A 22,975-nucleotide genomic window follows, 5' to 3' on the forward strand; every position below is an offset into this window, starting at 1 on the left:
GCTGGTGGTGTACGACAGCGTCGTGCGGGCCGCTCGAACGGGACTACAGGCCGCCCTGGAAGGCTGTCGGGCCCGCTCAGACCTCCGTGCGGTACGCGGCCCGGCGGACGGCGTCGACCAATTCGGCCTGCCGGAGCACCACCGCGTCGTCGCCCGTGCCCCGGCGCACGGCGGCGGCAAAGGCACCGGCGGCCGTGGCCGCCTGGTCGTGGGCGGGCAGGACCCGCTCCTCGGTGCCGGAGGCGTGCTCCAGACGCAGCACCGGGCGGTGATCGGCGGGCGGCGAGTAGGCCCGGTCCAGGGCGAGGCTGCCCTCGCTGCCGTGCAGCCGCCAGCCCGCCGTGTAGTGGTGCTCCATGCCGAACACCAGCTGGGCGCTCGCCCCGGTCGCCGGGTCGCCGAGCAGGGCGCTGCCGCCCAGGTCGACGCCGCGCGCGGTGTCGTGGCGCAGGGTGGCGCCGTGCACCGTCAGCTCCGGGCCGAGCAGCAGCGAGGCGAGCCGGACCGGGTAGACCCCGATGTCGAGGAGGGCGCCGCCGTCCAGGTCGGCGCGGTAGCGGATGTCGTCGGCGGGGCGCGGCGGGATGGTGAACGAGGCGCTCAGCGACCGGACTTCACCGATCGCGCCGGCCGCCACCAGCTCCCGTACGGCGGTGTAGGCGGGGTGGTGGACGAACAGGTAGTTCTCGGTGAGCACGAGGCCGAGTGCGCGGGCGAGGCCGAGCAGCCGGGCCGTGTCGGCGTACCGCGCGGTGAGCGGCTTCTCGGCCAGGACGTGCTTGCCCGCGCGCAGGGCGCGTTCGGCCCACTCGGCGTGCAGGGCGACCGGCAGCGGCACGTACACAGCGTCCACGTCGGGGCGCTCCAGGAGCGCGTCGTAACCTTCGACGGCCGCGCAGCCGAAGGCCCCGGCGGCGGAGCGCGCCTTGGCGGCGCTGCGGCTGGCGACGGCCGTCACCTCGGTGTGCGGGGAGGCCGCGAAGGCGGGCAGCATCCGTCGCAGCGCGATGTCGGCGCAGCCCGCGACGCCGATCCGCAGTCCGCTCACCGGGCCGCCCCGTGGCCGGGCAGGGTGCGCACACAGGCGAGCAGGGTGCGCGCCTCGACGTCGACGAGGTTGCCGATCAGTCCCGCCCGGGTCAGCTGACGTACCGTCATCCATGTGTAGTCCTCGGGGACGTCGAGCGGGACGTCGGCTCCGTCCACGACGAGGTAGCGGTTCTCCGCGTGGTAGAAGCGGCCGCCCTCCTCCGAGTGGACGGTGTCGAACAGGACCCGCTCGGGCGGCGCTGCGAGCACGGCGTCCAGATAGGGCGGGCGCGCTGCGCCCTCGGCCAGGTTGCCCGGGTTGCACTGCACGGTGGGCCCCAGCTCTACGGCGTCGAAGGTGCCCGCCTCGGCGCGGGCCGCCACCAGGAGGTGGCGCTCGCCGTGGATCTCCTTGCTGACGAAGGCGATCACCCCGCGGCCGACCGGCGCCAGCATCGGCTGGGACCAGGAGGCCACCTCGCGGCTGTCGGCCTCGACGTCGACGCCGATGATCCGGAAGTACCGGCCCGCGTCGTGGACGATCTCGCCGCGCTCCCCGTCGCGGTGCCAGCCGCCGACCTCGCCCAGCGGGACGACCGCGCGCTCGGGGCGGTGGCGCACCTTGGCGCCGGCGAACCAGTGCAGCAGGGCCCCGGTGTCGTGCAGCGGCTTGTCCGCCGTGCGCTCCGGCGCCCCCGGCTCGTCGGGCAGGCCGGCGAGGACGGTGCGCGAGTCCATGTTGACGAGGTTGTCCACGCGCAGGAGTTCGGCCATCACCGGGCGCGGCACCCAGCAGAAGTCCTCGTGCACCGGGACGTCCCCGGTGGTCTCTACGACGATGTTGCGGTTGCGCTTGCCCAGGAACCACGAGCCCTGCTCGCTCTGCAGCGCGTCGTAGTGCACCCGGTCCCCGGCGCCCGGCGTGAGGAAGTGGTCGAGGTAGCGCACGGCGGCGCCCCGGTGCACCCGCGTGTAGTTGCTGAAGGTGGCCTGCACGGTCGGCGAGAGCTGGAGCGTGTTGATGTTGCCCGGCTCCATCTTGGCCTGCATGAGCAGGTGCAGAACCCCGTCGAACCGCTTGACGAGGATGCCCAGGATGCCGGTCTCGGGCTGCCGGATGATCGGCTGCGTCCAGGCGGGCGCGGCCGGGTCCGGGCGCTGGAAGTGCAGTCCCTCGATGGAGAAGAACCGGCCGCTGCGGTGCCGGATGTCGCCGGTCCCGGGCTCGGTGTACCAGCCGTCCAGGGCGTGCAGCGGGGCCGGGGCGATGCGGTAGCGGTGGGCCGCGCCGCGCTCGGCGAACCAGGCGTGGAAGCCGGCCGCGTCCTCGACCGGCATCAGCCGGCCGCCTCGTCGGTGACGGACAGCGGGCCGACGGCGAAGCGCACGCCCTGGCCGTGCAGGGAGTCCGCGAGCAGCGCGAGGCCCGGTACCAGCGCCGTCGGCCGTACGTCGGCGAGCGGCCCCGGCGTCCAGGAGTCCGGGCGCGCGGGCTCCGGCAGGGCCTGCCCGAGCCGGTCCACGGCGAACACCTCGGCGCCGTCGAGCACCCAGCGCGCGACGCCCGCCGCCGGGTCCACCACGAGGGCGCAATGGTGCGCGTCGGAGGCGGTGCGCGTGGCGACAGGCACGCTGTAGGAGAAGCCGCCGCGGGTGCCGTCCGAGCCCGGCACCCTGCCGTACAGCGCCCACACCCGGCCGCCGGTCAGCGCGAAGTCCATGATCAGCCCGGCCTCGCGGTCGAGCACGACCAGCGCGCCCGCCCCGTCGCTCACCGTGTCCCCGGCGGCCCCGAACAGTTCGGCCGACAGCGTCGTGGACACGGTCAGCGCGCCGCCGCCGGTGGCGATGGCCGGACCGAACGCGGACCAGCGCAGATGGTCGAACGCCTCGCCCTCGGGCGGTACGTGGAAGGCCGGCCGGCCCGTGCCGGGGTCGGTGCCGGCGGACTCCACCACCAGGCCGGCGGCCGTGCCGCGGGCGGTGCCGTCACCGGCCGCCAGCGGTCCGGCGGGCCGTAGCGTCCAGGGGGCGTCGGTCCCGGACCGCAGCCCTTCGGCGAAGTCGTCGTGGAACAGGAGCGTCATGGCGTTCTCCGTGCGGTGAACGGGCGGGAAGGTGAACGGTGTCGGGGCGGCGGGTCAGCCCGCGGTGCCGGAGCGCTCCAGGGCGCGGGCCGCCGCCCCGACGATGGCCAGGCGTCCCTCCAGGCCGGTGGCGGCGGCCGAGACCATGACGCCGAGGGTGGTCACCCCCGCGTCCGCGTAGGCGCGCATGCGGTCCGCGATCCGGTCGACCGGGCCGATCAGGGCCGTACGGTCGATGAAGCCGAGCGGCAGGGCGGCCCCGGCGCCCGCGCGGTCGCCCGCGCCGTACCGCTCCAGGAACGCGGCCACCTCGGCCTCGTACCCCATCGAACGGGCCATCGCACAGTAGAAGTTGCGCTCGGGGTCGCCGATTCCCATCAGGTAGACGTACTGGCCGCGCAACGCGTCCGCCGCCTCCATGGCGGTGTCCGCGACCGCGGTGGGCAGGCTGGGCAGCACCTCGAAGCCGTCGAGGTGGTCGGAGCCCCGGCCCTTGCGGATCTCCGCGACCGCCTCCGTGACCGCCTCCGGCGAGGTGAAGACGCCGAGCCAGCCGTCCGCGATCTCGCCCGCGAGGCGCAGATTGCGCGGGCCGACCGCCGCGAGCAGCACCGGCAGCCGGCCGGGCAGCCGCTCGGTCAGCAGGTGCAGCGGGGCGGCCCCGCCGACCTCGAAGTGCTCGCCCTTGTGGCGGACCGGCTCGCCGTCCAGGGCGCGCCGCACGATGTCGACGTACTCCCGGGTGCGCTCCAGCGGCCGGGCGAACGGGACGCCGTACCAGCCCACCGACACATCGGGGTTGGACACCCCGAGGCCGAGCCGGAAACGGCCGGCGCTCAGCGAGTCGAGCGTCGCGGCGGTCAGCGCGGCCATGGCCGGCGGGCGGCCCGGGATCTGCATCACGCCGGAGATCAGCGCGATGCGTTCGGTCACCCCCGCCACCAGGCCGAGGACGCTGGCCGCGTCCGAACGGTAGCCCTCCGGGGCCAGCGCGGCGGCGTAGCCCAACTGCTCGGCGGTGCGGGCGAGTTCGCCGGCACCCTGGTGGACGAGGTTCACGGCGAGTCGCACGGTCGGTCTCCTGGGGTGGTGAGGGGGTCGGACGGGTCAGAGGAGGTGGGCGCCGCCGTCCGCGAGGAGGACCTGCCCGGTGGTATACGTGGAGCGGACCAGGGCGAGGACGGCGTCCGCGACGTCCTCGGGGCGACCCGTGCGGCGCAGCGGAGTGGTCTTGCGCACGTGCTCGGCGATCGGCGCGAAGAAATCGCTGTTCTGCGTCCACGGCGTCTCGATCAGCCCGGGTGCCACCGCGTTGACCCGCACCTCCGGGCCCACCGTGTTCGCGAGCAGCCGGGTCATGTGCTCGATGGCCGCCTTGCTCACCGCATACGGGATCGAGCTGCCGGCCGGGCGGCTGCCCGCGATCGAGGAAACGTTGACCACGGCGCCGGCGCCCGTGCGGGACAGGTGCGGCATCGCGGCGACGGTGGTCTGCCAGGTGCCGATCACGTTCAGGCCGAGGACCTCCTGCCACACCTCGGGCGTCGCCGCGGCCAGGTCGGCGTGCGGGATGGCGCGGGTGCGCCCGGCGTTGTTGACCAGGAGGTCGAGCCGGCCGTAGTGCGCGACGGCGGTGTCCACCAGGCGGCGCGCGTCCGCCTCGACGGAGACATCGGCCTGGACGTAGCGCGCGTCGGGCAGCGCGGCGGCCGTCCGCTCGCCGTCCTCCACCGAGCGGGCCGAGTTGACGACGACCCGGTAGCCTTCGTCGGCGAGCCGCTGGGCGACGGTCTGCCCGATGCCGGAGGAGGATCCGGTTACCAGCGCGACCGGTGCGGGGCCGGCCATCAGTAGTTGCCCAGCCCGCCGCAGACGTTCAGCGCCTGCGCGGTGACCGCGGCCGCGTCGTCCGCCACCAAGTACTCGACCATCGCGGCGACCTCACGGGTCTCCACGTAACGGCCCAGCGGCACCCGGTTGGTGATGCGGTCGAAGGTCTCCTGCTCGGACACCTCCCAGATGCCCGCGTAGTGCTCGCGCACCCGCTCGGCCATCGGGGTCTCCACGAAGCCGGGGCAGACCGCGTTCACGGTGATGCCGGTGCGGGCCAGTTCCAGGCCGAGCGCCTTGGTCAGGCCGACGACGCCGTGCTTGGACGCCGAGTAGGGCACCGCGTGCACCACGCCCTGCTTGCCGCCCGTGGAGGCGATGTTGATGATCCGGCCGCGCTTCTTGGCCAGCATCCCGCCCGCGTTCAGTACTTCCTTCGTCATCAGGAAGACGCTGGTCAGGTTGGTGTTGATGACGTCGAGCCAGAGTTCGTCGGGGATCTCAGCGGTGGCGCCGCCGCCGCTGCGGCCCGCGTTGTTCACCAGGATGTCGACGGTGCCGTAGCGCTGCACGGCCGCCGCCACGAAGGCACGGATCTGGGCCGGGTCGGCCACGTCGCACACCGTGCCGTCGACGTCGAAGCCCTCGCCCTGGAGCTCCTTCACGGTCGCCGCGAGCCGGGCCTCGTCCCGGGCACACAGGAACGTGCGCGCGCCGAGCGCGGCGAGGCGCCGTGCGATCGCCAGACCGATGCCGCTGGTCGCACCCGTCACCAGTGCCACCGGCTTCGCCGCCGTGGCCGTCGCTGTCGTCATTGCTCGTGTCTCCCTCGGGTGGGGTGGGGCGTCCTGCCGTGCCGCGACCGAGCGTGGCCGCACCCCCTCGAGCGGGAGTGGAAGCCAGATCGAGTGCGGCACCGCCCGCGCGTCCCACCGGTGCGCGAGCCGCCCTCAAGGCGGGCGGGGGAGTGTCCCGGTGTGTCAGTGAGGTACGGCGGGCGAAAGGAGCCCCACGCGATGCCCAGCAGTACAGGAGGACGACGGTGACCCGGCGCGTAGTGATCACCGGGGTCGGGGTGCGGGCCCCTGGCGGCTCGGGAACCAAGCAGTTCTGGGACCTGCTCACCGCGGGCCGCACCGCCACCCGGCCCATCAGCTTCTTCGACGCCTCGCCGTTCCGCTCCCGGATCGCGGGCGAAGTCGACTTCGACGCACAGGCGGAGGGCTTCTCCCCGCGGGAGGTCCGGCGCATGGACCGTGCCACCCAGTTCGCCGTCGCCTGCACCCGGGACGCGCTGGCCGACAGCCGTCTGGAGACCGGTTCGGTGGACCCGTCCCGGATCGGTGTGGCCCTGGGCAGCGCGGTCGCCTCCGCGACCAGCCTGGAGAACGAGTACCTGGTGATGTCGGACGCCGGCCGCGAGTGGGTGGTGGACCCGGCGCACCTGTCGCCGTACATGTTCGACTACCTCAGCCCGGGCGTCATGCCGGCCGAGGTCGCCTGGGCGGCCGGCGCCGAGGGCCCGGTCACCATGGTGTCCGACGGCTGCACCTCGGGCCTGGACTCGGTCGGCTACGCGGTTCAGCTGATCCGCGAGGGCAGCGCCGACGTGGTCGTCGCGGGCGCCGCCGACACCCCGGTCTCGCCGATCGTGGTCGCCTGCTTCGATGCCATCAAGGCGACGACGCCGCGCAACGACGACCCGCAGCACGCGTCGCGGCCCTTCGACGGAACCCGCAACGGCTTCGTCCTGGCCGAGGGCGCCGCCATGTTCGTCCTGGAGGACTACGAGGCCGCCAAGCGGCGCGGCGCGCACATCTACGCCGAGGTCGGCGGCTACGCCACCCGCTGCAACGCGTACCACATGACCGGTCTGAAGAAGGACGGCCGCGAGATGGCCGAGTCCATCCGGGCCGCCCTCGACGAGGCCCGCCTGGACCGCACCGCGATCGACTACATCAACGCGCACGGGTCCGGCACCAAGCAGAACGACCGCCACGAGACGGCCGCGTTCAAGCGCAGCCTCGGCGAGCACGCCTACGCCGTGCCGGTCAGCTCCATCAAGTCGATGGTGGGCCACTCGCTCGGTGCGATCGGCTCCATCGAGATCGCCGCGTCGATCCTGGCCATCGAGCACAACGTCGTCCCGCCGACGGCCAACCTGCACACCCCCGACCCCGAGTGCGACCTGGACTACGTCCCGCTCACCGCTCGCGAGCAGCGCATCGACACGGTGCTCACCGTGGGCAGCGGCTTCGGCGGTTTCCAGAGCGCCATGGTCCTGCACCGCCCGGAGGTGGCCGCATGAGCACCCGTCCCCTGAAGCGCGCCGTCGTCACCGGCATCAGCGTCGTCGCACCCGGCGGCCTCGGCACCGAGCGCTACTGGAAGTCGTTGCTGACCGGCGAGAACGGCATCGCCGAGCTGTCCCGCTTCGACGCCTCGCGCTACCCGTCCAAGCTGGCCGGGCAGATCACCGACTTCGAGGCCGCCGAGCACCTGCCCAGTCGGCTGCTCCCGCAGACCGATGTCTCCACCCGGTACGCCCTGGCCGCCGCGGACTGGGCGCTGGCCGACGCGGGCGTGGGCCCCGACTCCGGCTTCGACGACTACGACCTGGGCGTCGTCACCTCGACCGCGCAGGGCGGCTTCGACTTCACCCACCGCGAGTTCCACAAGCTGTGGAGCCAGGGCCCCGAGTACGTCAGCGTGTACGAGTCGTTCGCCTGGTTCTACGCCGTCAACACCGGCCAGATCTCCATCCGCAACGCCATGCGCGGCCCGAGCGCCGCCCTGGTCGGCGAGCAGGCCGGCGGCCTCGACGCGATCGGCCACGCGCGGCGCACGGTCCGCCGCGGCACCCGGCTCGTGCTCAGCGGCGGCGTCGACTCCGCGCTCGACCCGTGGGGTTACGCATCGCAGCTGGCCGGGGGCCTGGTCACCACGGTGGCCGACCCCGAGCGCGGCTACCTGCCCTTCGACGCCGACGCGTCCGGCCACGTGCCGGGCGAGGGCGGCGCCGTCCTCATCGTCGAGGACGCCGAATCGGCCCGTGAGCGCGGTGCCGAGCGGATCTACGGGGAGATCGCCGGATACGCCGCGAGCTTCGACCCGGCGCCCGGTTCCGGCCGCCCGCCGGCACTCGGCCGGGCCGCCGAACTATCCCTCGCCGAGGCGGGTCTGACGCCCTCCGATGTCTCCGTGGTGTTCGCCGACGGCGCGGGCGTCCCGGAGCTCGACCGCGCCGAGGCCGACGCGCTCGTCCGGCTCTTCGGCCCGCGCAGCGTCCCGGTGACCGCGCCCAAGGCCCTCAACGGACGGCTGTGCGCCGGCGGCGGCCCCGTCGACGTGGCTGCCGCCCTGCTCGCCCTGCGCGACCAGGTCATCCCGGCCAGTGGCCGCACCGCGCGGGTACCCGAGGCGTACGGCATCGACCTGGTGACCGGCGAGCCCCGTGGCGCGGCCCTGGACACCGCGCTGGTGCTCGCCCGCGGTCGGCACGGCTTCAACTCGGCCGTCGTCCTCACCACCCACCGCCCCTGATCCCCCAAGGAGACCCAGACATGACTCAGCTGACCCTCGACGCCTTGCGCGCCATCCTCGTCGCCTGCGCGGGTGAGGACGACAGCGTCGACCTGTCCGGCGACATCCTCGACGTCACCTTCGAGGACCTCGGCTACGACTCCCTCGCCCTCATGGAGAGCGCCGCGCGCATCGAGCGCGAGTACGGCGTCTCGCTCTCCGACGACGACGTCAACGAGGAGCTCACCCCTCGCCTCCTCCTCGACCTCGTCAACGCCACGGTGGCCGAAGCTGCCTGACGTACACCGTCACCAGGCTGCGGGGGCACGCACGTCGCGTTCCCCCGCAACACCCCCGCCTGTACCCCAACCCGCCGAAGGAGTACGCACCATGGCCCAGACCGCCGCCCTCCCCACCGTTCACCGCAGTGAGCACACCGTGACGGTCGCCGCGCCGGCCGAGGCACTGTACGCGCTGGTCGCCGACGTGACACGGTGGCCCGCCGTGTTCGAGCCGACCGTGCACGTGCGGCACCTGGCCCGGGAGGGGCGGACCGAGCGGTTCGAGATCTGGGCCGAGGTGAATGGTGAGGTCGCGCACTGGCGTTCGCGCCGGGTCCTCGACCCGGAGCGCCTCTACGTGTCGTTCCGCCAGGAGCACAGCCGTCCGCCCGTGACGTCGATGTCCGGCGGGTGGCTGTTCAGGCGACTGGCCGACGGCGGCACGGAGATCGTCCTGCGCCACCGGTTCACCGTTGCCGACGACAACCCGGCGGCGGTGGCCCGCATCGAGGAAGCGCTCGACCGCAACAGCGTCCGCGAACTCGGCGCGCTCGCCGCACTCGCCGAGACCGGCCACGCCGTGGACGACCTGGTCTTCTCGTTCACCGACACGATCCCGCTGCAGGGCGCGGCCCTGGACGCGTACACCTTCATCGAGCGCGCCGAGCGCTGGGCCGAGTTGCTACCGCACGTGGCCCGGGTCGAGCTGACCGAGCCGGAGCCGGGCGTGCAGTGGCTGGAGATGGACACCGTGACGGCCGACGGCTCCGCGCACACCACGCGCTCGGCGCGGATCTGCCGGGCACCCGAGTGGATCGCCTACAAGCAGCAGCGCACCCCGCGGCTGCTGTCCGGGCACAGCGGCGAGTGGACGTTCGCCGAGACCCCGCAGGGGCCGGTGGCGACCGCCCGCCACACGGTCGCCGTCGACCCGACCGGCATCACCGAGGTCCTCGGCACGGACGCCACCCTGGCCGACGCCCGTACCTACCTCCGCGACGCACTCGGCCGCAACAGCCTGGCCACCCTCCGCCACGCCGCCGAGGCGGCCCAGCGCGTCTAGGGCGTGCCCGACGGGTCCGGCTGGGCCAGCGACACGCTGCGTGCCCGCAGCCGGACTCCCTGTCCGTACGCCGTGGTCGCGAGCAGTCCGAGGCCCAGCGCCAGGCGGTCCGGGGCCACCTCGGTGCGCGGGCCCGGGGTGGACCGCTCCAGGTGCTGGCCGTACCGGCGGGCGTCGAGCTCCAGGCCCGTGCGGTCCACCGCGAACACCTCCTCGCCCCCGAGCAGCCAGCGGGCCCGCCCGGCCGACGGGTCCACCTCCACCGCACAGCGGTGCCACGTCCCGGCGGCGCGGTGCGCCACCGGGACGGCGTACGCGAACGTGCCGTGCGCCGATCCGGGGCGCGGCAGCCGCTCGTACAGCACCCACACGAAGTGGTTCGTCAGGGCGAAGTCGAAGGCCAGGCCGGACGCAAGGTCCACGCAGATCAGCGCGGCCATGGCACAGCGCGGCCCGTCTCCGTCCGGGTGCCGGTCCGTACCGAGCACCCGCGCCGACAACTCCGCCTCGGCCCGGAACGGGCCGGGGCCGCGCGCCTCGGGCTCCGCGAAGGCCGCCCACCGCAGATGGGCCGCGCCCTCCTGCCCCTGTGGCGCCCGGGTGAAGACGGGCTCCTCGAACTGCCCCGTGCCGTAGCCGGATTCCACGCACAGCCCGTCGCCGTCGCCGGGCGTCCTCGCTCGCCCGTCGCCCTCGGCCAGCCACGGCAGCGGCCGCAGCCGCCAGCGGGCCGCCCGGCCCGGCGCCGCCCAGTCCTCCCGGAAGTCGTCCTCGAACAGCATGCCCATGCCCCACTCCTCCAGTGCCTCAGGTAACGCCCCGAGGCTCTTCGGCCGGGCTCAAGCCGTAGTGGAGGGCACTTCGAGCCCGCCCGGCGAGGGTGACGCCATCGACCATCTCCCGCTCTGGAGGAACCGGTGACCGCCACCGCAGTCCGTACCGACGTCTACGCCCAGGTCCAGCACTTCTACGCCCACCAGATGCAGGCCCTCGACGGGGGCCGCTTCACCGACTACGCTGCCACCTTCACCGAGGACGGCACCTTCCAGCACTCCCCCGCCGCCGAGCCGGCCGTGGGCCGCGCCGGGATCGTGGCCGAACTGGTGGAGTTCCACAAGCGCTTCGAGGGCGACCCGGTCCAGCGCCGGCACTGGTTCAACCACATCGCCCTGGAGCCGCAGGCCGACGGCTCGCTGCGCTCCACGGTGTACGCCCTGGTCGTCACGGTTCGCCCCGGCGGGAAGCCGGAGATCGCCCCGAGCTGCGTCGTGCACGACGTCCTGGTCGTGACCGAGGAGGGCGTGCACACCCGCTCCCGCCTGGTCACCCATGACCAATTGGCCTGACCCGCCGGTGCGGACCCCGCCCGCGCCCGGCCCCGGGCGTCCGCTGCTCGTCCACGGCATCGTCGAGGAATGGGCGGCTCGGGCGGCCCGGCACCCCGGGCACCCGGACGACGCGGAGCGACTGGAGGGGCTGCGCGACGACCGGCTGCGGCGGCGTTTCCGGGCCTCCCGGCTGCTGCTCCGCACCACCCTCGGCGCGCTGTCGGGCCTTGACCCGGACCAGGTCCGCCTGGGCCGGACCGCGCTGGGCCGCCCGTACGCCCGAGATCTTCCGGAGCTGGACTTCAGCCTCAGCCACACCGGCTCCCTGCTGGCCGTCGCGGTCCTGCGCGGCGGCCGCGTCGGCGTGGACGCGGAACGGCCGGGGCGCCCCATGTCCGTACTGGAGCACCGGATGTGCACGCCCCACGAGCGCGCCGGTCTTGACGCACGGGGGCTCCGCGACGCGGCCCGCGACGCGGAGCTGCTGCGCCTGTGGACCCTGAAGGAGGCGTACACCAAGGCGCTGGGGACGGGGCTGCGCCACCCACCGCGCACCTTCGGCCTGGATCCGGCCGACCCGGCGGGCCGCCCGGTCCTGCGGGACGCGGCGGGCGCCGCGCTGACCGGCCTGCTGACCACCCGCACACAGCTGCTGAGCGGCGTGCTGGTCAGTGTGGTCGCGGCGCGTCCGAGCCGGGAGCCGGTGGAGTTCGAGCCGGGCTCCAGTCGCTGAGCCGACGATGAACCAGATCCATGATGTCGAACAGGAGGCCCACATGACCGGAGTGACTGCCGGAGTGACTGCCGGCGCGACCGGAGGACCGGTCGGCCGCAGGCCGGAGTTGGCGGAGGTCGCCGACGGCGTTTTCGCCTATGTGCAGCCCGATGGCGGCTGGTGCCTGAACAACGCCGGCCTGATCGTCTCGGGCGACCGCGCGGCCGTCGTGGACACCGCGGCCACCGAGGCGCGCGCCCGGGCGCTGCGCGCGGCGGTGCTCGACGTCGCCCCGGGCGCCCCACAGGTCCTGGTCAACACCCACTTCCACGGCGACCACACCTTCGGCAACTTCGTCTTCCCCGAAGCTTTGATCGTCGGCCACGAGCGCCTTCGTACAGAAATGGCCGAAGCGGGCCTGCATTTGACGGGTCTGTGGCCGGACGTGGAGTGGGGCGACATCGCACTCGTCACGCCCACACTCACCTTCCGCGACCGGCTCACCCTGCACATCGGCGACAAGACCGCCGAACTGCTGCACCTGGGTCCGGCACACACCAGCAACGACACGGTGGTCTGGCTGCCCGCCGAGCGGGTCCTGTTCACCGGCGACGTGGTGATGAACGGAGTGACTCCGTTCTGCCCCATGGGTTCGGTCGCCGGCACCCTGGAGGCGCTGGACACGATGCGTGCCCTCGCCCCCGAGGTGGTCGTCACCGGCCACGGACCGGTCACAGGACCGGGGGTGTTCGAAGAGACCGAGGGGTACTTGCGCCTGCTCCAGGACCTCGCGCGACAGGGACTCGCCGAGGGACTCGACCCGGTCGCCCTGGCCCGCCGCACCGACCTGGGCCGGTACGCGCGGTGGCTGGACGGTGAGCGACTCGTCCCCAACCTCTTCCGGGCGTATGCCGAGGAACAGGGCGAGCCCCGCGGTTCCCGTGTGGACATGGGAGAGCTTTTCCGGCGTATGGTCGAGTACCACGGCGGACTGCCCGCCTGCCACGCCTGAGCGCTCGGCGCTCACGGGCGCGCGGCGATCTCTGCGGGCGCCGCGTCCCACGCGGCGAAGGCCCTCCGCCGGTACAGCAGCGGGCGGGCCTCCTCCCTCATCTGGACCTGCTCCATCCGCCCGATGAGCAGCCGGTGGTCGCCAGCCGGAATGCTCCGCTCCAGGGTGCACTCGGCGTGCCCGAGCGCACCGTCGAGCAGTACGGGGCAGTCGGGCACCGACTCGCCGCGCCGCCACGCCACCCCGTCGAACTTCCGGTCCGAGCGCCCCGCGAAGGTCAGGGCGAGCTCCTCGCCGCCCTCGGCGGACAGCAGGTGCAGCGCGAAGACCTCCGAGCTCAGCAGCGCGGGCAGCGTGCGGGACTTCTCGTCCACGGACACCAGGAGCAGCGCCGGGTCCAGGGACACCGCGCAGAACGCGTTGCAGGTGAAGCCGAGCGGTCTGCCGTCCGGGCCCACCGTGGTCACCACGCCGACGGCCGTCGGTACGGATCCGAAGAACTCGCGGAACGCCTCAGGCCCCAAAGCCATGCCCCTCACCGCCGTCACATCGCACGTTCGCAGCGCCGGGCGGACCCCGGCCACGCTGGACAGCGTCGTCGGGCTCTCTGGAGGTCACCTGGACTCCCGCTGGAGCCCGACCATCGGGCTTCCGTGAGGGGCGACCGGTCAGCCGGCGGCGGCGGGGGACTTCTTCGCTGATGCCGGGATGGGAGGTGACTACGCGGAGGACGTTCCAGGGGTGGGTGGCCTGGGGGGCGACTCCACATCCGGTGCCGTCTGCGTTGCCTCCGTAGTCCATGTGGCCGGTACCCGGACTGCCGTCGATCACCAAGTCCGGAGTCGCCGGCCGGCAGGAGACTCGAAGCGCCATACCGGCCTGGGAGCGCACGGCCTCGGTCTGCTGAAACGTGATGACCACGATCAGGGCTGGACCTCAGTCCACCCGGCGAGCCCGGGAGATCAGCAGGAGAGCACGGACACTGCCGGCGCCCCCGAGTGCAGCCGTCCGAAGCCGATCGTCAGCATCACCGTGCTGACACGTCAGCACGGAAAATTGGGACAAAAACACCCACCTGACAGCGTTTCCGCAGGTCAGATGGGTGCAACAGCGTGGAGCCTAGGGGAGTCGAACCCCTGACATCCGCCATGCAAAGACGGCGCTCTACCAACTGAGCTAAGGCCCCGAAAGGGAAGCGACGGCCGAAGGTATCGCGTACTCCGGCGCGTGCCAGAGACCAGAGTACCGGGTCACCCCCCGTATCCCGCAAAAAGATTGGGGGTCCCCCTGGATGACCACTCTCCGTAAGATGCTCGACATGGTTCGCTACAGCGAACCGCGGTTCAGGGGAAGCGATGGGGAGACGCAATGGACGCCGCACAGCAGGAAGCCACCGCGAGAGCGCGGGAGCTGCAGCGGAACTGGTACGGGGAGCCGCTGGGGGCGCTCTTCCGTAAGCTCATCGATGATCTCGGGCTCAACCAGGCCCGTCTCGCGGCGGTCCTGGGCCTGTCGGCTCCGATGCTGTCGCAGCTGATGAGCGGCCAGCGCGCCAAGATCGGCAATCCTGCCGTGGTCCAGCGGGTACAACTGCTGCAGGACCTGGCGGCGCAGGTCGCGGACGGCAGCGTCAGCGCGGCGGAGGCCACCGACCGCATGGACGAGATCAAGAAGTCCCAGGGGGGATCCGTGCTCAGCAACACCACACAGACGACCAGCAGTTCGGGGGCGCCGACGGTCAAGCGCGTGGTGCGCGAGATCCAGTCGCTGCTGCGCTCGGTGGCCGCCGCCGGCGACATCATCGACGCTGCCGACACCCTCGCCCCGACCCACCCCGAGCTGGCAGAGTTCCTCCGGGTCTACGGCGCCGGCCGCACCTCCGACGCGGTCACGCACTACCAGTCCCACCAGAACTGACCCCGGGGCCCGGTTCCGCGGAGGGGGGTCCGGGGGGCCGGGCCGAGGGGTGGCCCGTTTCAGGGCGTGGGAGAGGGGTCGTCACGCTCGTCCGGGGGGAAGAGGGGGAGACGAGGGGCTAGGGGGAGGAGCGGCGGACTGTCATGGGTGAGGTCTTCGCCGGCCGGTACGAGCTGGCCGACCCGATCGGACGTGGCGGCGCGGGGGCCGTATGGCGTGCCTGGGACCACCGGCGGCGGCGCTATGTGGCCGCCAAGGTGCTCCAGCAGCGCGACGCCCACTCGCTGTTGCGCTTCGTACGGGAGCAGGCCCTGCGCATCGACCACCCCCATGTGCTCGCTCCGGCCAGCTGGGCCGCCGACGACGACAAGGTCCTGTTCACCATGGACCTGGTCGGGGGCGGCTCGCTGGTCCACCTCGTGGGCGACTACGGCCCGCTGCCGCCGCTGTTCGTGTGCACCCTGCTCGACCAGCTCCTGTCGGGTCTTGCCGCGGTCCACGCGGAGGGTGTCGTACACCGGGACATCAAGCCCGCCAACGTGCTGCTCGAAGCAACCGGCACCGGCCGGCCACGGCTGCGGCTGTCCGACTTCGGCATCGCCATGCGGTTCGGTGAACCGCGTCTGACGGAGACCAACCTCGTGGTGGGCACGCCGGGCTATCTGGCGCCGGAGCAGATGCTGGGGTCCGAACCGGACTTCCCCGCCGACCTGTTCGCCGTGGGACTGGTCGCCCTGTATCTGCTGGAGGGCGCCAAGCCCGATGCCAAGGCGCTCGTCCAGTACTTCATGGAGCACGGAACGCCAGGCCCGCCCCAGGACGTTCCCGAGCCGCTGTGGCAGGTGGTCGCCACCCTGCTCCAGCCCGATCCGGAGGCCCGGTTCCGTACCGCCACGGGAGCACGCAAGGCGCTCGCCTCCGCCGCGGAGCTCCTGCCGGAGCCGGGACCCGACGACGAGTTGATCGAGGTCTTCGATCAACTGGGGCCGCTGCCGCCCGGGTTCGCGTCCGACGGCCCCCTCCGGCGCGCCTCCGGAGTGCGGGAGGGCCGGCCTGCCGCGGGCGCCCACGAAGGCGATGCCGACGGCACCGGCAGCACGGCGGGGCGGGCCGCCGACGGCACCGGGAGCGCGTCGGGGGCGGTCTCCGCCGCCGTACCCCTCGATCCGCGCCTGAGCGGCGACGGGACACAGCACTCCGTGTCGCCCCCCGCTTCGTCCTCCGTGCCGTCCCCCACGTCGTGGCCCTCCGCCCCAAAGGCCTCCACGCCGCCCGCCTCCACGCCGCCGGTATCCACGTCATCGCCGTCCACGTCATCGCCGTCCATGTCGGACACCGGGAGCTTCCACCTGCCGCCCCCGCAGCCGACTCCCAGCCCGCAGGCGTACGGGCTCCGGCACCCGCACGAAGACAGCGGGCAGGCACAGCAGGGCGGGCAGCACGGCGGCCGGTACGGCGGGCAGCACGGCGGCCGGTACGGCGGGCAGCACGGCGGCCGGTACGGCGTCCAGGCCGGCCCGGATCCCGCCGAGCATCCGCCCACCCCCGCCACAGCCCCTGTCTCCCGTTCCCCGCACACCCCCGCCCAGCCGCAGTCCTCCCTCCACCCGTACGACACCTGGCACCCCGCCCCGGCGGACCCTCCGCCCCCGGTCCCGGTGCCGGAGGAGCAGCCGCGCGGTGACACCTCCACCGCCGAGTACACCGCTCGGGACGCGCGGGTTCCCCCTCCCCTGCGGCCCGCCGAGCCGGGTCCCGCGCACGGCCGCCGGGCCCGCCGCGCGAAACGCCGTCCCGGCCCGCCGGCCAAGGCGGCGATCCCGGTCCTGCTCCTGGCGCTGGCCTGCTACGCCGTGGGCTTCTGGGCGCTGACCCGACTCTGAGTCCGCCGGGCCGCCAGCATCCACCCGCCCAGCCCGAGCAGCAGTGCGGTCCCGGCGCCGAACCCGACGACCGCGAGCACCTTCATCGCGGTGTCACCGGCCCCGGTGCTCCCGGTGACCGCCGCCTCCCGGTCGTGCTCCGTGACCGCGAAGATGCCGTCCGGCACGGATCGCCCAGCGTATCCGGGCCCGCCGTGCGCCTGCCCGCCGACCCGCACCCGCAACGTCACCGCGAACGGCCCGGTCCCGAACGTCCGGGTCATCTGGTCGCTGAGGTGCACGACCAGGTAGTAGTCGCCGGCGAACCGCACCGCGCGCTGCGCGCTGAGCACGGTGTACCGGTTGGTGTACTCCACGGGCGGCAGCGGGCTGAGCGCGGCGGGCTTCCGGGTGCCGGTGTAGCCGAGGGAGGCGTCGTCGACGAGGCCGCGGACGGGGTTGTACAGCGACAGGTTCAGGGCGCCGCCCACATATCCCCGGCCCTGGGGGGAGCTGTCGAGTTCGGCAACGGCGTGCACCTGCCGGCCCCAGTCGACCGGGACCTTGTAGAAGAGGGTCTGGCCGGGGACGATGTCGGTCCGCCAGACCCCCTGGCCGAGCGGGCGGGCCCCGGCGAACCCGGCGCCGCCGGACCGGCGGCGGGGCTCCCCGGAGAGGGGCTCGGGGGAGGCGGAGTCCCAGGTCCCGGGCGCGCTGGTGGGCCCGGCCTCGGCCAGGCGCGGCTCCATGACGGGCGCGATCTCCAGACCCCAGCGCTGCGCCGCACCGGAACCCGTACCGGAGCCCGCCGTACCGGAGCCGGAGTCCGTCGCCCCCGAGCCCGCCGCACCGGAGCCTGCTGTAACGGAGCCCGGCGTTCCGGAGCCCGCCGCACCGGTACCGGAGCCCGGCGTTCCGGAGCCCGCCGCACCGGTACCGGAGCCCGTCGCCCCCGAGCCCGCCGTCCCGGAACCCGCCGGGCTCTCCGACTCGACACGTTCGACCAGGACGTAGTACGTGCCCGCTCCCTGGCACAGCGTGCCGCCCGTCTCGCGCTGACCGAGGGCCGTGACGGGGCGCGGGCTCAGTCCGGCGCCGAAGCGGGCGGAGGAGTAGGAGCAGGCGCTGCCGCGCGCGTCCCGGAGCGAGACGCGGATTCCGTCGGTGGCGGAGACGGTGGCGTGGGCCGGGGGCACGGCGGTGACGGGGACGTACGCCGTGGTCGTGGCGGCGAGGTCCAGGCGGTAGTAGAGCTTGCCGTTCCTCGGGAGGAAGCTGCGGTAGGTCCGTCCGGGCTCCAGCCGTGCGGCGCCGGAGGTGGCTGCCGCACCCGCGACCGGCAGGGCGTCCGGAGCGAACGCGTACGTCCCGTCCTGGACACCGGCCGCCGTCCCGCCCGGCAGGACGGCCACGGCGCACAGCACCGCGGCCACGACCGCGGCCTTCACGACCGCGGCCTTGACGCAGACCCCTGCCGGACCGCCGACCCGCCGCCACCACGTCGTACGCGCTCGCCCCCGCACGTGCCACCCCCTGTAGCTGCCCGCCCTGTCCCTGCCCACCCGGCCGTGGCCCGCTCTGTCGCGGCCCACCCGGCCGTGGCCCACACGGCCTGGCCCATCCTGCCCCGGGCGGCTCTGCGGCATCCGGGGAATGCGTACGGCCGTCCGAAACGGCGCTCCGGTCGGTGCCGGGCCCTACGGCGCGCGTACACCACCCGTCGGGAGCCGGCAACACGAGGCGGGATCACGGCCCCGCTGCGCCGTCCGGGCAACACAAAACCCCGACCGCAGGGGCGGTCGGGGTCTGATCAGATTCTGGATCGGTACTCACGAACCCGTGGGCACGGAGTCAGTCGCCTCCGTCCACAGGTCCTGCTCGGCGCGATCCGCCTGGATCTGGCGGTACACGAGGAGCCCGCCGATGGCGGCCAGTGCGACCAGGAGCAGCTTCTTCACCGCGCGACCTCGTCTTTCCTTGACGTAGGGGACCTCTGGCGCCCGACTATACACACCGACCGATATCGATCGGTGACCTGCACAGGGCCCCAACTCCGGCCTGCGGCAGCGCATTAGGCGAGGTCGGAGCCGTTCCGATCGGAGGGTGATCACACCCCCACGGAACGTGACATTGCTCCCCCTTCGGTCTCCCTCACCTGGCTTTGGGGGTTTTCCGACGCTCTTGCGTCCATCCGAGTGGTGTTCATCGGAACATCGACGCGCCACGGGCGTAGGTCCACCACTTCGCGAGCCCCATACACATCATGAACAAAGTACGCAAATCGCCCGACCCGAAAGTGAGGGGCCATGACCCAGAACAAGGTCATGAAGCTGTGGACCGCCATCGTCACCGCCTTCGTCGCGCTGTTCACGGCGCTGGGACTCGTCACCGCGACCGACGCGACGGCCGCCACCCGGCCCGAGACCCCGAGCAACGGCACCACGCACCACACGGCCCCCACGATCCCGGCGATGAACCCCTGGGCCCGATCCCATCCCAGGGCCCTCCTGCCCCCCACGATGAAGCAGCGGATCCGGGCCGAGGCCCACGGGAAGTCCCCCAGCTGCCGGCACCGCCCCCTCACCGAGACAGAAGCCGAGACGGACGCCACGACCCAGGACACGGCCCCTCTCGCCTGCTGAGCACGGCGGCAACACGCAGGACCGCAGACGTTTCGACTTCACGGCGACTTGCGTACGCAGCAGTCGACACGGAAAGACCCCCGGCCGGGATCGGCCGGGGGTCTCGCGCGTTCGGGGGGCTTACGCGTCCCCGGGGGGCTTGCACGTTCGGGGGGGCTTGCACGTTTTTTTGGGGGGCCTGCGCGTTCCGGGGGCTTGCGCGTTCCGGGTGCCGCCGGCCGTCCCCGTCCCGACTCGCCGGCTTCGTTCGACCGGTCGTAGCCTGGACGAGTGCCCCAGGCCTACGAGGAGATCGCGGACGACGGGCAGCACGGGCGCGGGGCGTTCGCACGGCGTCCTCGCACCCGGGTGGTGCGCGACAACCGGCGACACCAGTGGGAGAAGGACCGGGCCCTGCAGCCCGCTGACACGCGGGCCCGGACCGGCGCCACGGAGCACGACACCGGTCTGACACCGGGCGACCTCGTCTTCTTCGCGCGCTACCGCACGCTCCGGGCGCCCGCCGGGCTGGCCGGGGCCTTCGGCGTACCGGAGGGCACGGCGCTCCTGGAACGCACCTACCGGACGCGGTACGCGGCGGAGACGGCCCCCTTCAGCCTTGTGACCTCGTACCTCCTGCACGCCATGGCGGCGGCCAATCCCGACCTCCTGGACGAGTCCAAGGAGCCCTGGCCCGGCGGCACACCCCACCAACTCTCCACCGTGGGCGTCGAGATCGACCGCGTCGAGGAACGGTGCACCGTGCGCCCGCCGATCCCGCAGGAGGTAAGGGAGTTGGCCCTGCCGGCCGGCACGCCGGTGATCCTGCTCCGCAAGACCTCGTACGACACCGGCGGCCGGGTCGTGGACGTCTCCGACGTCGTACTCCCCGGCGACCGTACGGAGTTGCTCTTCACCACGCCTCTGGAAAGGTGGTGAATGCCGCCGTGAGCCGGCGCGTCACCGTGATCACTGCTGTCCATGCCCCGTCCGCCGGCTTTCTGCCGCAGGCCTACGCGTCCCTGCGCGAGCAGCGGCTTCCGGACGGCTGGGAGTGGGACTGGGTGATTCAGGAGGACGGCAGGACGGACGCGGTACGCCCGTACGTCCCCGACGACGCGCGGGTGAGCTTCCGTCAGGGGCGGCCGGGCGGCGGGCCCGGCATCGCCCGCACGATCGCGCTGGCGCACGCCGACGGCGCGTATGTGAAGGTCCTGGACGCCGACGACCAGTTGCTGCCCGGCACGCTCGCCCGCGAGGTGGCCGTACTGGAGGCCGACCGCACGCTCGGCTGGACGACGTCCCGGGTGCTGGACCTGCTGCCCGACGGCTCCACGGCCGGTTTTCCCGGCGATCCGGACGAGGGTCCCGTCGAGCGCGGGGCCGTACTGCGCTACTGGAAGGAGCACGGGTACCGGGCCCAGGTCCACCCGGCCACGCTCTGCGTCCGCCGGGATCTGCTGACGGCCCTGGGCGGCTGGATGGCCCTGCCCGCGTCCGAGGACACGGGTCTGCTGCTGGCGCTGAACGCGGTCAGCCGCGGGTGGTTCTGCGCGGAGGCCGGGCTGCTGTACCGCAAGTGGGACGGCCAGATGACGGGGCAGGCCTCGCACGTCGATCCGGTGGAGCGGGAGGCCCGGATGGCGGTTGCGGAGGCCAGGGCACGGGCGCTGGCCTCGTTCGAGTGGGCCTATCCGGCCGGTCCGGCCTCTTCAGCCCGTCCGGCTCCTCCGGCTCCTCCGGCCCGTCCCGCCGGGAACTGAGCCGAGCCGCGGCTCCGTTGCTGCGGGGAAACCGGGCATCGCTCCGTTCCCGCCGGGAACCGGGATCCCCTCTCCTCCTGGGGACCCGGGCCCTCACTCCGTGAGGACGATGGCCTGTGAGGGGCACTTCTCGACCGCTTCCCACACCTGCGGATCGTCCCCGGCCCCTTCCCGGCCGGGCCGGACGACGCCGTATCCGCCCTCGAACGCGAACACGGACGGGGCCCGGTGCGCACACTCGGCGGAGCCGTAGCACACGGTGCGGTCGACGGAGACCTTCATACGTCCTCCAGCCCTCGGTGACCTTCAGAGTGACCTTCAGGACGTCACTGCCCGGCGCAGCGCACGCCGAACCGGGCCGGGCCGTACGGAGGCGGCCCTGCCTCAGGGGGCCTGGCCGTTCCGGCGTCCGGCGCCTGCGGTCGAGAGCCAGTGCGCCACGCGGCGGACCGTGGGTTCGTCGAGCCGTTCCACGAGTGCGCGCACCGCGTCCTCGTCCTCGGGGGCGAGGTCGTAAAGACCCGCCTTGCTCAGACCGGCCATCAGCACCTGGTGCCGGCGGTCCGACATGCGTTCCGCGAGCCTGACCGGCTCCTCGGCGGCCTTCGGGGACGGCTGCGCAGCGGCGGCGGCCGCCTTGCCGGCCGGAGCGTCGAACCGCTGCCAGGCGCCGTCCTGCGGGCCCCACAGAGCGACCGCCACCTCGCCACCGCGCGCCCGCACCGTCTGGGCCATGTCTCCTACGGCGTACAGCACGGGAGCCCGGTCGGGGGACTCCGCACCCACCTGCCAGGAGGCCTGCGCCGATCTGTAGAACATCGCGACCCAGCGGGGCACACCGGGAGGCTGTGGGCATTCGGGACGCTTCACCATGGCACTCACCCCTTCGGGAACGGGCGGGAGGCAGACCCTATCTGACGGATCGTCAGTTATCCAGAGAGCCGGTACCCCTGGCCTCTTCACGGTGGGCGTGGCACCCTGCCCGCGCCCGGCCCGGACACCCCCACAGGGAGACCGAAGAGACACCCCACAGGGAGACCGAAGATGAGCGGACTGGAAGAGGCAGCGGCAGGGACCGCCGTACCGACGGCGGCTCCGGCAGCCCTGCGGAAGATCCACGCCGACCGTGCACGCCGTGCGTACGAGCGCGCCGCCGCCACCTGCCTGCATGCCGGAGTGGGCGAGGACGATGCCCAGCTCGTGCCGACGAGTCCCGTCGGCCGGGCCGCAGGCGCACTGCGTCTGTCGGCCGGGTCCATCGCCGCGCTGGCCTCGAGTGCGCCCGACCCCGCGGCGGACGCACGCTGTGCCCGCAACGCCGCCGCCGCGGCGGCCCTGGCGGCCCAGGTGGCCGCGGCACACCACACCGGGACCGAAGCGGGCACCACGGCAGCCGTCTCCGCCTCCGCCCTGCGCGCCGCGCTGACCGCTTCCCAGGCCGCCGCGCTGGCCGCGGGCGGCGCGGCACTGGGCAGGGACGCCGCGTTGAACGCCGCCGCCGACGACGCCGAGCGGCACGCCGCCGCAGCGGCGCGCGCGGCGGGATGGATCTCCCGGGCGGCTGAAGGACCGGGCCACCGTCCCGCCTGAAGCACAGGCGGAACAGGCCCGTCCGAAGCGCAGGAGGAGCCGGCCCGTCCGAAACGAAGGAGGACCCGGCGGCCCGGCCCGTCCGAAGCCCCGGGGCACCGGCCCGTCCGGCACCGGTCCCTCCCCACGTGGGGACCGGTACCGGACGGAGCAGGTGGTCTCGACCGTGCCGTGACGGCGTATCGGCACGGACCGAAGCAACGGCATCGAAGCAGGGCCCGGCCCGTACCCGGTCCGGTCACCCGCCGCCGATGTCCGTGACGGCTCTCGTATCTGGCATCTCTCTGGTGCCTGCGCTGCGTGTGAAGCCTTGGGCGGAAGTTGTCCAAGAACGCTCGGCGCCACCTGGTGTCTC

General features: G+C 73.4%; 25 protein-coding genes and 1 tRNA gene. 13 read left to right on the top strand and 13 right to left on the bottom strand.

Annotation, left to right across the window (positions count from 1 at the left end):
* Positions 1-76 precede the first annotated feature (76 nt).
* The 6 genes from ACZ7P3_RS02550 to ACZ7P3_RS02575 are packed head-to-tail and all read right to left on the bottom strand — an operon-like array spanning position 77 to position 5,761.
* Entirely contained in the window at positions 77-1,048 is a 972-nt protein-coding gene (locus ACZ7P3_RS02550) for a Gfo/Idh/MocA family protein (RefSeq protein ID WP_472078522.1), read from the bottom strand.
* A complete protein-coding gene (locus ACZ7P3_RS02555) occupies positions 1,045-2,367 on the bottom strand; it encodes an NDP-hexose 2,3-dehydratase family protein (RefSeq protein ID WP_472078523.1) in 1,323 nt (440 codons plus the stop codon). The genes ACZ7P3_RS02550 and ACZ7P3_RS02555 overlap by 4 nt, the downstream gene beginning before the upstream one ends.
* Positions 2,367-3,116 carry a DUF6081 family protein gene (locus ACZ7P3_RS02560; protein ID WP_472078524.1) on the bottom strand — a complete coding sequence of 250 codons (750 nt, stop codon included), beginning with the start codon at positions 3,114-3,116 and terminating at the stop codon, positions 2,367-2,369. Before ACZ7P3_RS02560 ends, ACZ7P3_RS02555 begins: the two co-directional genes overlap by 1 nt.
* A gap of 54 nt (positions 3,117-3,170) precedes the next feature.
* Positions 3,171-4,187, bottom strand: coding sequence for an LLM class flavin-dependent oxidoreductase (locus tag ACZ7P3_RS02565; RefSeq protein WP_472078526.1), 1,017 nt, complete (start codon positions 4,185-4,187; stop codon positions 3,171-3,173).
* 36 nt (positions 4,188-4,223) lie between these two features.
* Positions 4,224-4,964: an SDR family NAD(P)-dependent oxidoreductase gene (locus ACZ7P3_RS02570; protein WP_472078527.1), complete on the bottom strand. Its 741-nt coding sequence runs from the start codon at positions 4,962-4,964 to the stop codon at positions 4,224-4,226.
* Positions 4,964-5,761, bottom strand: a complete 798-nt coding sequence (locus ACZ7P3_RS02575; protein ID WP_467817220.1) for an SDR family NAD(P)-dependent oxidoreductase — start codon at positions 5,759-5,761, stop codon at positions 4,964-4,966. Before ACZ7P3_RS02575 ends, ACZ7P3_RS02570 begins: the two co-directional genes overlap by 1 nt.
* 227 nt (positions 5,762-5,988) lie before the next feature.
* Between ACZ7P3_RS02575 and ACZ7P3_RS02580 the strand changes: the two genes are divergently transcribed.
* From ACZ7P3_RS02580 to ACZ7P3_RS02595, 4 genes are all read left to right on the top strand, one after another.
* A complete protein-coding gene (locus tag ACZ7P3_RS02580) occupies positions 5,989-7,254 on the top strand; it encodes a beta-ketoacyl-[acyl-carrier-protein] synthase family protein (protein ID WP_472078528.1) in 1,266 nt (421 codons plus the stop codon).
* Positions 7,251-8,489 carry a ketosynthase chain-length factor gene (locus ACZ7P3_RS02585; protein ID WP_472078529.1) on the top strand — a complete coding sequence of 413 codons (1,239 nt, stop codon included), beginning with the start codon at positions 7,251-7,253 and terminating at the stop codon, positions 8,487-8,489. The genes ACZ7P3_RS02580 and ACZ7P3_RS02585 overlap by 4 nt, the downstream gene beginning before the upstream one ends.
* Before the next feature lie 20 nt (positions 8,490-8,509).
* Complete coding sequence (locus tag ACZ7P3_RS02590; RefSeq protein ID WP_472078530.1) at positions 8,510-8,767, top strand: acyl carrier protein; 258 nt, start codon at positions 8,510-8,512, stop codon at positions 8,765-8,767.
* A 91-nt stretch (positions 8,768-8,858) separates the two neighbouring features.
* Complete coding sequence (locus ACZ7P3_RS02595; protein WP_472078531.1) at positions 8,859-9,812, top strand: aromatase/cyclase; 954 nt, start codon at positions 8,859-8,861, stop codon at positions 9,810-9,812.
* Here ACZ7P3_RS02595 and ACZ7P3_RS02600 read toward each other — a convergent pair.
* Positions 9,809-10,600, bottom strand: coding sequence for a DUF6081 family protein (locus ACZ7P3_RS02600; RefSeq protein ID WP_472078532.1), 792 nt, complete (start codon positions 10,598-10,600; stop codon positions 9,809-9,811). The two genes, ACZ7P3_RS02595 and ACZ7P3_RS02600, sit on opposite strands and share 4 nt — an antisense overlap.
* Positions 10,601-10,729: 129 nt before the next feature.
* On the opposite strand from ACZ7P3_RS02600, the gene ACZ7P3_RS02605 reads away from it, so the two are divergent.
* From ACZ7P3_RS02605 to ACZ7P3_RS02615, 3 genes are read left to right on the top strand one after another with little or no spacing between them, the layout of a single operon-like run.
* Positions 10,730-11,158 (top strand): nuclear transport factor 2 family protein, encoded by a 429-nt coding sequence (locus tag ACZ7P3_RS02605; RefSeq protein WP_472078533.1) that lies wholly within the window; start codon positions 10,730-10,732, stop codon positions 11,156-11,158.
* A complete protein-coding gene (locus ACZ7P3_RS02610; RefSeq protein WP_472078534.1) occupies positions 11,142-11,873 on the top strand; it encodes a 4'-phosphopantetheinyl transferase family protein in 732 nt (243 codons plus the stop codon). The genes ACZ7P3_RS02605 and ACZ7P3_RS02610 overlap by 17 nt, the downstream gene beginning before the upstream one ends.
* A 43-nt stretch (positions 11,874-11,916) precedes the next feature.
* On the top strand, positions 11,917-12,867 hold the full coding sequence (locus ACZ7P3_RS02615; protein WP_472078536.1) for an MBL fold metallo-hydrolase: 951 nt from the start codon (positions 11,917-11,919) through the stop codon (positions 12,865-12,867).
* A gap of 11 nt (positions 12,868-12,878) precedes the next feature.
* Here ACZ7P3_RS02615 and ACZ7P3_RS02620 read toward each other — a convergent pair whose 3' ends face one another.
* Both ACZ7P3_RS02620 and ACZ7P3_RS02625 read right to left on the bottom strand, forming a co-directional pair.
* On the bottom strand, positions 12,879-13,397 hold the full coding sequence (locus ACZ7P3_RS02620; RefSeq protein WP_472078537.1) for a flavin reductase family protein: 519 nt from the start codon (positions 13,395-13,397) through the stop codon (positions 12,879-12,881).
* Between the two features lie 583 nt (positions 13,398-13,980).
* Positions 13,981-14,053, bottom strand: a tRNA-Ala gene (locus tag ACZ7P3_RS02625).
* Positions 14,054-14,235: 182 nt separating this feature from the next.
* On the opposite strand from ACZ7P3_RS02625, the gene ACZ7P3_RS02630 reads away from it, so the two are divergent.
* Together ACZ7P3_RS02630 and ACZ7P3_RS02635 are read left to right on the top strand one after the other, a co-directional pair.
* A complete protein-coding gene (locus tag ACZ7P3_RS02630) occupies positions 14,236-14,784 on the top strand; it encodes a helix-turn-helix domain-containing protein (RefSeq protein WP_472078538.1) in 549 nt (182 codons plus the stop codon).
* Between the two features lie 143 nt (positions 14,785-14,927).
* A complete protein-coding gene (locus tag ACZ7P3_RS02635; RefSeq protein ID WP_472078539.1) occupies positions 14,928-16,667 on the top strand; it encodes a serine/threonine-protein kinase in 1,740 nt (579 codons plus the stop codon).
* Here the strand turns inward: ACZ7P3_RS02635 and ACZ7P3_RS02640 are convergent.
* Together ACZ7P3_RS02640 and ACZ7P3_RS02645 are read right to left on the bottom strand one after the other, a co-directional pair.
* Positions 16,631-18,169 (bottom strand): hypothetical protein, encoded by a 1,539-nt coding sequence (locus ACZ7P3_RS02640; protein ID WP_472078541.1) that lies wholly within the window; start codon positions 18,167-18,169, stop codon positions 16,631-16,633. The two genes, ACZ7P3_RS02635 and ACZ7P3_RS02640, sit on opposite strands and share 37 nt — an antisense overlap.
* A gap of 306 nt (positions 18,170-18,475) precedes the next feature.
* Positions 18,476-18,604 carry a DLW-39 family protein gene (locus tag ACZ7P3_RS02645; RefSeq protein WP_003999697.1) on the bottom strand — a complete coding sequence of 43 codons (129 nt, stop codon included), beginning with the start codon at positions 18,602-18,604 and terminating at the stop codon, positions 18,476-18,478.
* A gap of 348 nt (positions 18,605-18,952) precedes the next feature.
* Between ACZ7P3_RS02645 and ACZ7P3_RS02650 the strand changes: the two genes are divergently transcribed.
* From ACZ7P3_RS02650 to ACZ7P3_RS02660, 3 genes are all read left to right on the top strand, one after another.
* Positions 18,953-19,288: a DUF6344 domain-containing protein gene (locus ACZ7P3_RS02650; RefSeq protein WP_472078542.1), complete on the top strand. Its 336-nt coding sequence runs from the start codon at positions 18,953-18,955 to the stop codon at positions 19,286-19,288.
* Between the two features lie 270 nt (positions 19,289-19,558).
* On the top strand, positions 19,559-20,206 hold the full coding sequence (locus ACZ7P3_RS02655; protein WP_472078543.1) for a UTRA domain-containing protein: 648 nt from the start codon (positions 19,559-19,561) through the stop codon (positions 20,204-20,206).
* An 8-nt stretch (positions 20,207-20,214) separates the two neighbouring features.
* Positions 20,215-21,030 (top strand): glycosyltransferase family 2 protein, encoded by an 816-nt coding sequence (locus tag ACZ7P3_RS02660; protein WP_472078544.1) that lies wholly within the window; start codon positions 20,215-20,217, stop codon positions 21,028-21,030.
* Positions 21,031-21,123: 93 nt separating this feature from the next.
* Here the strand turns inward: ACZ7P3_RS02660 and ACZ7P3_RS02665 are convergent, their stop codons facing one another.
* Both ACZ7P3_RS02665 and ACZ7P3_RS02670 read right to left on the bottom strand, forming a co-directional pair.
* Positions 21,124-21,312 (bottom strand): ferredoxin, encoded by a 189-nt coding sequence (locus tag ACZ7P3_RS02665; RefSeq protein WP_472078545.1) that lies wholly within the window; start codon positions 21,310-21,312, stop codon positions 21,124-21,126.
* Positions 21,313-21,414: 102 nt separating this feature from the next.
* Positions 21,415-21,903, bottom strand: a complete 489-nt coding sequence (locus ACZ7P3_RS02670; protein WP_472078546.1) for a hypothetical protein — start codon at positions 21,901-21,903, stop codon at positions 21,415-21,417.
* 171 nt (positions 21,904-22,074) lie between these two features.
* Between ACZ7P3_RS02670 and ACZ7P3_RS02675 the strand changes: the two genes are divergently transcribed.
* Positions 22,075-22,620, top strand: coding sequence for a hypothetical protein (locus ACZ7P3_RS02675; RefSeq protein WP_472078547.1), 546 nt, complete (start codon positions 22,075-22,077; stop codon positions 22,618-22,620).
* Positions 22,621-22,975 lie beyond the last annotated feature (355 nt).

The sequence above is a fragment of the Streptomyces sp. NPDC107581 genome (genome assembly GCF_055657175.1).

Coding starts and splice junctions, on each gene's coding strand:
- ACZ7P3_RS02555 (WP_472078523.1), bottom strand. CDS start 2,367: ATGCCGGTCGAGGACGCGGCCGGCTTCCACGCCTGGTTCGCCGAGCGC.
- ACZ7P3_RS02560 (WP_472078524.1), bottom strand. CDS start 3,116: ATGACGCTCCTGTTCCACGACGACTTCGCCGAAGGGCTGCGGTCCGGG.
- ACZ7P3_RS02570 (WP_472078527.1), bottom strand. CDS start 4,964: ATGGCCGGCCCCGCACCGGTCGCGCTGGTAACCGGATCCTCCTCCGGC.
- ACZ7P3_RS02575 (WP_467817220.1), bottom strand. CDS start 5,761: ATGACGACAGCGACGGCCACGGCGGCGAAGCCGGTGGCACTGGTGACG.
- ACZ7P3_RS02585 (WP_472078529.1), top strand. CDS start 7,251: ATGAGCACCCGTCCCCTGAAGCGCGCCGTCGTCACCGGCATCAGCGTC.
- ACZ7P3_RS02590 (WP_472078530.1), top strand. CDS start 8,510: ATGACTCAGCTGACCCTCGACGCCTTGCGCGCCATCCTCGTCGCCTGC.
- ACZ7P3_RS02595 (WP_472078531.1), top strand. CDS start 8,859: ATGGCCCAGACCGCCGCCCTCCCCACCGTTCACCGCAGTGAGCACACC.
- ACZ7P3_RS02600 (WP_472078532.1), bottom strand. CDS start 10,600: ATGGGCATGCTGTTCGAGGACGACTTCCGGGAGGACTGGGCGGCGCCG.
- ACZ7P3_RS02610 (WP_472078534.1), top strand. CDS start 11,142: ATGACCAATTGGCCTGACCCGCCGGTGCGGACCCCGCCCGCGCCCGGC.
- ACZ7P3_RS02615 (WP_472078536.1), top strand. CDS start 11,917: ATGACCGGAGTGACTGCCGGAGTGACTGCCGGCGCGACCGGAGGACCG.
- ACZ7P3_RS02620 (WP_472078537.1), bottom strand. CDS start 13,397: ATGGCTTTGGGGCCTGAGGCGTTCCGCGAGTTCTTCGGATCCGTACCG.
- ACZ7P3_RS02630 (WP_472078538.1), top strand. CDS start 14,236: ATGGACGCCGCACAGCAGGAAGCCACCGCGAGAGCGCGGGAGCTGCAG.
- ACZ7P3_RS02635 (WP_472078539.1), top strand. CDS start 14,928: ATGGGTGAGGTCTTCGCCGGCCGGTACGAGCTGGCCGACCCGATCGGA.
- ACZ7P3_RS02650 (WP_472078542.1), top strand. CDS start 18,953: ATGACCCAGAACAAGGTCATGAAGCTGTGGACCGCCATCGTCACCGCC.
- ACZ7P3_RS02665 (WP_472078545.1), bottom strand. CDS start 21,312: ATGAAGGTCTCCGTCGACCGCACCGTGTGCTACGGCTCCGCCGAGTGT.
- ACZ7P3_RS02670 (WP_472078546.1), bottom strand. CDS start 21,903: ATGGTGAAGCGTCCCGAATGCCCACAGCCTCCCGGTGTGCCCCGCTGG.
- ACZ7P3_RS02675 (WP_472078547.1), top strand. CDS start 22,075: ATGAGCGGACTGGAAGAGGCAGCGGCAGGGACCGCCGTACCGACGGCG.